The sequence below is a fragment of the Amycolatopsis rhizosphaerae genome, assembly GCF_007713715.1.
Lineage (GTDB): Bacteria > Actinomycetota > Actinomycetes > Mycobacteriales > Pseudonocardiaceae > Amycolatopsis_E > Amycolatopsis_E rhizosphaerae.
Genome location: NZ_VJWX01000389.1, coordinates 1 through 6,748, shown reverse-complemented (window position 1 = coordinate 6,748; position 6,748 = coordinate 1). Strand labels below are relative to the sequence as shown.

Genomic DNA, 6,748 nt, shown 5'->3' with positions numbered 1-6,748 from the left:
CACCTTCCCCGCGCGGCGCACGTCCCAGCTGCCGAACAGCGGCGAAACCCAGTACGTGGTGCACACCATCGAAGCAATCCCTCCCCAGCGACGACTTCCCCACTGTGTTGCATAACTGCAACAATATCCCAATAGTAACACAGACCGCTCCATCACTGCGATACCGTGTCATTACTGCGACGGTAGAAGCGTCGAAACGAGGGAAGATGGCCGGACGACTGGACACGGGCAGGCTCTACGCGGCCCTTGACGCGCAACGGGAAGCACGCGGGCTGTCGTGGCGGCAACTGGCCGCCGAGGCCGGGGTGAGCGCCTCGCTCGTCAGCCGCATGGGCAACGGGCACCGCCCGGATCTGGACGGCTTCATCGCGCTCGTCCAGTGGCTCGGCATGCCGGCGGAGACCTTCATGGTGTGGCCGGAGGGAGCCCCGGAGCGGCGGCCAAGGCCCTCACTGGAGGCCCGGCTCGCCCCGTTGCTCCGTGCCGATGACGAGTTGTGCGAGTCCGATCGCGACCATCTGCTCGACGTCGTCGCCGTCACGCTCCGCCACCTCCGCGCCCGGAAGAGGTGAGCCGGTGACGCTGCGACGCGGCTTCAAGAAGGAGGCCAGGGAACTTGCCGAAGAGGTTCGCGCCGAACTCGGCATCGACACACTCACCCCGCTCGATCCGTACGCACTGGCCGAGCTCTACGGCATCGAAGTGTTCGACCTGACCCACCCCGATCTGCCCCCGGATTCCGTGCGGCACCTGACCGAGGTCCGCCCGCACGTCTTTTCCGCGGCGCTGGTGCCGCTGGCACCCAGTGGCGCGATCATCATCGAAAACCACGTGCACCACCCGCGACGGCGCCGCTCCACCATGGCCCACGAGATGGCCCATGTCCTGCTCGAACACCCCTTCAACCTGATGCTGAGCGACGAAGGGGGCTGCCGCTCCGCGGTCGCCACCCTCGAAGAGGAGGCCACGGAGCTGTCCGGGGAGTTGCTGATCCCTACCGGGGGCGCCCGGATCGCGGCATTCCGCGGCTGGTCCGATCAGGTGGTGGCGAGCCGGTTCCGGGTCAGCCTGCGCATGGCGCGATGGCGCATGAACGTCAGCGGCGCGCGGCGCATCGCCTGTCGTTGGCGAGATCGCCGCACCCGGAGTGAAGTTTCCACGGCGCGGTAATCCACAGGTTTGTGCACAGCTGGGGACAACTGTGTCCACAAACGACATCGAGCCCAGTGCCTTGGCGGTCCACTGACCGTACGAGAGCGGATAAACCTGCCGACCGGGTGAACCCACCGCGAGCGGGATCACCCGCCACGGAGGTGGCAAAAAGTCCATTGTGGACAAGCTTCCCGAGATCCCGGTCGTGGGTAACCGAAACGACTGGTCGAGCTCAACACCGGCTCCTTCGGTGCCGATAGCGACATCAGCTATCCGGAAACCCCGATCCGGCGGAGGCACCACCATGCTCAAATCCAGTTCCCTCTGGCGGTCCCTGGCCGCGCTGGCCGCGACCTTCCTCGTCCTGGCCCCGATTCCCAGCCAAGCGGCCCCGCCACAGCCCATACCTCCGCCTCCGGCGGGACCACCGCACCCGATGACCGACATCACGGCCTCGGACGCGCAGTACTTCAGGCTGACCTGGAGGCCCGACTCGCTGGCGGGTTCGATCGGGAACCTCACGAGGTTCCACAGCACCACCCCGCTGCCGACGCTGAATCCGCAACAACTCGTCACCACCATCGCGGCCGGTGGCCCGTTGGTCAGGCACGCCACCCAGCAGTGCCCGCAGGCGCTGGTGCCTCCTCCGCCACAGAACATGGCCGGCGCGATCTACCCGCCGATGAAGAAGCCCGCGGACTGGTACTGCCTCGACCACGCTGATTCCGGCGACCCGAACGAGGCACCCGTCGGGCCCGACAGGCACCTTCCCGGCTGGTCGCTCCAGGGGATCAGCGGCAGCGAGGACACCGCCCGTGGCATCCCGCACACCATCGCCGGCCACAAGGTCTTTCTGCTGTCCTGGTATCACAACGACGCGGCGGGGCACAACGACGGTTCCCGGCTGACCTTTCTGTTGCAGGATCCCCAGAACGCTCGGGGCAACTACCAGCACGTCGGCCTGGTCCAGTTGTCCGGCAGCAAGACGAATCCGACTTTCCGGCCGCTGCGCACCCACGCGGACGGCGTCGTCTGGTACCGCGACGCCACCACCGACCGCCTCTTTGTCGCCGATCCGGATCGGGGGCTGCTGGCGTTCGACATGAACAAGATCCTTGATCTCGGCTCGACCGTCGACCCGCGTGCCCCCGGCTTCCGGTACGTGCTGCCCGAGGTCGGTGTTTGGGGCACCCGGGGCGGGCCGTGCAACAGGACGCTGACGGCCGGAGAGACCGGATTCGTTCCGCGGCCGCACGTCCCCTGCTACAACTACGCCTCACTGGACACCAGCGTCACGTCCTACCAGTTCGTCACCGGCGAGTACTGCCGACTCCGGATTCACGACCAGCCGTCCTGGTGTCCCTCGCGGCTGGCGCGGTGGCGGATCAGCGACATCCAGAACTGGACTCCGAACACGACGATCGAGGCCGTCCAGGTGTTCACCCAGCCGGCGACGAGCGTGCAGGGCGCCGCGTCGTACAACTTCTCCGGGGGTCCGTCGGTCTGCTACTACTTCAACAGCAGCCGGGGGAGGAACAATCTGGGCTGGGTGTTCGCCGACCGGCCGGACATCACCGCCGCCCCGCAGTACGAACACGGCGGTGTCGGTCTGCAGGACCTCTACGTCGAATCCGACGAACGCCAGTTGTGGACCGTCACCGAATGGCCGGGCTACGGGAAACGGATCCTGTACGGCATCGCCCCACCACCCCCACTGTGCCCGTAGCACGGGTTCCGCCACGCCGGTCGGCTAAATTACCCGTTGAAGCGGAGCTCGGCGATGGCCGCGAGGTCGATCCCGTACCTGTGGTAGACCTTGAGCGTGTTTTCGCTGGTCAGCTGCTCTTCGGCATACCCGAGCAACTGGGCGGCCCGGAGGACGTCGACGGTGGTGCCTGCCTCGATTTCCAGGTAGGGCGGAATCCGAGGCCATTCGTCGATCTCCAACTGCGCCCCGTCCAGGACAAAGCTGGTGCGGCGGTTCTCCTGGTACGACCTCGGCGTGAAGCCGAGCAACCCCAGCAGTTCGTTCGTGGCGGCGAAATCGTCCACAGTCACCTCGGCCTCGTAGGTGCCGTCGATGGCGTCGCTGCGAACTTCCTTGACGCACAGAGTGGTTTCGGAGCCCGTGTCCCGAAGCCGAATCCACTTCGCGTCGTTTCCGGGGACGATGTCGTAGACGTAGCGCCGCATGAGCTTCGGCTCGCCGATCTGTCGCCCGCCCTTGGCCAGGATGCGGACGGCCGTGGCGGCCGGGTCGATGTCCAGCACCTTGGCTTCGTGCTCGATGGGCACGGGAAAACTTCCTCTCACTGTTCGAGCTGCACGGATCGGGTTTCCTGGAGCGCGTTGTGCTGATGATCGTTCCCGATGGTCCCGACCGGCGAACGGTCAGGCCTCGGCCGGATCGGCCGCCCTGGCGATCCGCTCGATCTCCGCGCGCCGGTTCTCCCAGAAGGCGGTATCGGGGCGGTCGATGATCTGGGTGCGTGTCTCGTGCTCGGTCGCCCACATGTCGGTGCCGCGCTCGGGCAGGGGTTCGGGGAACGGGCGCGAGAAGACCTCGCCGAAGTACCTGGCCTCCCAGGTCGACAGGTGCTTGGTCAGGCCGAGCAGGTTGGTCCCGGTGGCGGTCAGCGGGCGACGGATGTCGTATTCGCTGAGCCCGTCGAGTTTGGCGAGCATCGCCTCGCGTATCCAGCGCAGTTCGTCGTGCAGGTAGGTCTTCGCGTAGTCATCGATCACAGGGCAACAGCTTGCCTCAAGGTCGGCTTGCCCTGAGGCTCCTCCACAGGACGGGTTGATGGCTGGGCTCAGGGCAGCGAGGATCTCGCCGTGGGTTCTGCTTCCAACCCGGGCTTGCACAGTTTTCGGGACCAGCGGTGGACAAGCTGGGACTTCGTCTCAACGGCCGATGAGGTACTGGTGCGCTGCCCCCGTTGCGATGCCTGCGCCAAGGTGGTGCACCTCCCACGGCATGGCCAGGGCTCGGGCCTGCGACGGCTCGTCTGTACCGCTTGCGGCTATACCTCTGACAAACATCTGGCTGGTCGCTGGGTGCTCCCCAGCGTGCTGTCCCGCCCCGAGCGGCGCGGGACGGTTCGCGATCCCATTTTCCGGCTCCCCTTGTGGCTGCAGACCGACTGCCGTGGGCATGTGCTCTGGGCCTACAACCAACGGCACCTGGATTACCTGGAAGCGTTTGTATCCGCTCGCCTCCGGCTGCGGTCGCAGCCTGATCCCGATACTGGCTGGCACCGCCGGATGACGATGACCGCGAAGCTGCCGAAGTGGCTCAAGGCGGCGAAGAACCGGGAGGCCGTCCTGCACCGCATCGCCAGGCTTCGTCGCTCCATCCAGCCCGCATAGCCGAGGCCCACACTGGGCGACCTCCGAAGATCGAGTCGGGCTGGCGGAAGTTCCACCTGCCACCCTGGCTGGTCCTGGTGCTCAAGACACGCCGAGCGCACCGAGCTGCTGCGAGTGATCGGCGAACAAAGAGTGGGAAAGGTGTGGTGTTGATCTCAACCGGCCGAAGGCCGTAATCGCCCGAGAAAAGCAGAGAACCCCCTGTTGCCAGGGGGTTCTCTGTACTGCTGTCTCAACCAGACGTGCGCCCGAAGGGATTCGAACCCCTAACCTTCTGATCCGTAGTCAGATGCTCTATCCGTTGAGCTACGGGCGCTTGTTCAGTTATTAACTTAGCATCCGGCGAACCGGCGCTGAGCGGAGGCTCCGGGATTTGAACCCGGGAGGGGGGGTTACCCCCAACCGCATTAGCAGTGCGGCGCCATAGACCAGACTAGGCGAAGCCTCCCGATCAACGACCACTGCTTGGATAGAGTACACATCCCCTTTCGGCCCCGGCAAAGCACCCCCTCATCGGTGCAGCAGGCGCATCAACCAGCGGGAACGCCCGCCGAGGCCCTCGGCCTCGAAGACGGCGATGCCGACGCGCGGGAGTTCGCGCACGCCCGGGTAGACGAGGTACCGGGGCACCCAGCGGGGCTGGAACTTCGCGTTGAACCGGTAGAGGGTCTCGATCTGGATCCAGCGGGACATCCAGCCCAGCACCTTCGCCGACATCCGGGCGACCGGGCCGGCGCCTATGCGGCGGCCCTGTTCGATGAGTTTCCGGAAGGCGGCGAAGTTCAGGGAGACATATCTCACGCCGAACTCGCTCGCGACGAGCAACAGTTCGGAGATCATCAGTTCGTTCACGCCGTTATCCGCGGCGCGGTCCCGGCGCATGACGTCCAGGGACAGCCCCTCCTTACCCCACGGCACGAACTGCAGCAGCCCCCGGATCCGTCCGTTCTGCTCGGCCGTCACCAGGATCGAGCCGGGGTCTCCCAGGCGGCCCAGCGCCATGGAGAAGCCCCGTTCGGTGTCGCTGCCACGCCAGTTCGCGGCCAGTGCCCCCAGCTCGGCGAGCTCACCCGCGGCCAGGTCCTCGGCCCGCCGCACCCGTACCGTGTAGCCGGCCCGTTTGGTGCGCGACACGGCCTGCCGCACGCCCCGCATGACCCGCCCGTCCAGGGTGAAGGTGTCCGCGTCCACCACGGCCTCGTCGCCGATCTCCAGCACGTCCAGCCCGTACCGTGCCCACACGGTCGCGCCCAGTTCGGAGCAGCCCATGGCGGCCGGCACCCAGCCGTGCCGCCGGCACACGGCCAGAAACTCCTCGATACCTCCGGGCCAGGCCTCGCTGTCGCCCAGTGGGTCCGCCGAGGCCACCGCGGCCCCGGCTATCACCCGGTAGGTGACGGCGGCCTTCCCCGTCTTCGAGAACACGACGAACTTGTCGTCCCGCAACGCGAAGTAGCCCAGCGAGTCCCGGTCCCCGTGTTCGGCCAGCAGTTGCGCCAGCCGGTCCTTCTCCGCCACCGAGAGGTGCGGGGCCGGTTCCGCCGAGCGCAGCAGGAAATACGCCGCCAGCAGCACCGCGCCGAGACCGAACAGCAGGCCCACCGAAGTGGTCAGGTCATCCATCCATGTGACACGGAACACGGCGGGGCCGCTGATCCCCGCCAGTGCCAGCGCCGCGTCGGAGAGCCGGTCCTGGAAGGACATCGGCTCCACCACGCTGTGCGGCGCAACCGACAGCAAGGCGAAGTTGATCACAATGCCGGCGACGGCGAGTTGCACGAACACCCGTACCGCCCGCCACCGTCCGGTCACCGGATCCGGCAGGGCGATGAAGTACCGCCGGTTCGCGATCAACGTCACCGCCAGCGCCACCGACACCAGCCCGGCACCGACGATATGCCGCAGCCCCAGGTGCGACAGCGCCAGTAGCAGGCTCGCCGCCAGTGCGAGCTGCCACGCCCGCCGCTTCCGCCGGCGAAGCCCGGCCGCGAGCATCATCAACAGCACACCGGTGACCAGCACCACGGCTGCCGCCGCGGTGGTCGCCTCCTGTGGCAGCTCCAGCCATTCGGCGACGTGACCCCGCAGACCCCTGCGCCCCGCGGGCAGCACGACGGACACCACCGCGATCAGCCCCACCAGCCGGGTCACCCAGGTGATCGCGGTCACCGCGGCCGTGCCAGTCAGCCGCCAGAGGGCCGGTTCCTGCTTCTCCCCTGTCAACGCC

At 67.1% G+C, this 6,748-nt stretch carries 6 protein-coding genes, 2 tRNA genes and 1 pseudogene; 4 read left to right on the top strand and 5 right to left on the bottom strand.

The window, feature by feature from the left end:
- The first annotated feature begins 206 nt into the window (after positions 1-206).
- The 3 genes from FNH05_RS28290 to FNH05_RS28280 all read left to right on the top strand — a co-directional run bounded on the left by FNH05_RS28290 (position 207) and on the right by FNH05_RS28280 (position 2,878).
- Positions 207-572: a helix-turn-helix domain-containing protein gene (locus FNH05_RS28290; RefSeq protein ID WP_144591896.1), complete on the top strand. Its 366-nt coding sequence runs from the start codon at positions 207-209 to the stop codon at positions 570-572.
- A gap of 4 nt (positions 573-576) precedes the next feature.
- On the top strand, positions 577-1,170 hold the full coding sequence (locus FNH05_RS28285; protein WP_144591895.1) for an ImmA/IrrE family metallo-endopeptidase: 594 nt from the start codon (positions 577-579) through the stop codon (positions 1,168-1,170).
- A 418-nt stretch (positions 1,171-1,588) separates the two neighbouring features.
- Complete coding sequence (locus FNH05_RS28280; RefSeq protein ID WP_144591894.1) at positions 1,589-2,878, top strand: hypothetical protein; 1,290 nt, start codon at positions 1,589-1,591, stop codon at positions 2,876-2,878.
- Positions 2,879-2,907: 29 nt separating this feature from the next.
- On the opposite strand, the gene FNH05_RS28275 is transcribed toward FNH05_RS28280, so the two are convergent.
- Positions 2,908-3,447, bottom strand: a complete 540-nt coding sequence (locus FNH05_RS28275; protein WP_144591893.1) for a class IV adenylate cyclase — start codon at positions 3,445-3,447, stop codon at positions 2,908-2,910.
- Between the two features lie 123 nt (positions 3,448-3,570).
- A pseudogene (locus FNH05_RS28270) lies at positions 3,571-3,897 on the bottom strand (mycothiol transferase); the annotation flags it as partial.
- Between the two features lie 90 nt (positions 3,898-3,987).
- Here FNH05_RS28270 and FNH05_RS28265 point away from each other — a divergent pair.
- Positions 3,988-4,521: a hypothetical protein gene (locus FNH05_RS28265; protein ID WP_144591892.1), complete on the top strand. Its 534-nt coding sequence runs from the start codon at positions 3,988-3,990 to the stop codon at positions 4,519-4,521.
- 243 nt (positions 4,522-4,764) lie between these two features.
- Here the strand turns inward: FNH05_RS28265 and FNH05_RS28260 are convergent.
- The 3 genes from FNH05_RS28260 to FNH05_RS28250 form a co-directional block, all read right to left on the bottom strand.
- Positions 4,765-4,837: transfer RNA gene (locus FNH05_RS28260), tRNA-Arg, on the bottom strand.
- 42 nt (positions 4,838-4,879) lie between these two features.
- Positions 4,880-4,969 (bottom strand) — tRNA-Ser (locus FNH05_RS28255).
- Between the two features lie 62 nt (positions 4,970-5,031).
- Positions 5,032-6,708 carry a phosphatidylglycerol lysyltransferase domain-containing protein gene (locus FNH05_RS28250; RefSeq protein WP_144591897.1) on the bottom strand — a complete coding sequence of 559 codons (1,677 nt, stop codon included), beginning with the start codon at positions 6,706-6,708 and terminating at the stop codon, positions 5,032-5,034.
- Positions 6,709-6,748: the final 40 nt, after the last annotated feature.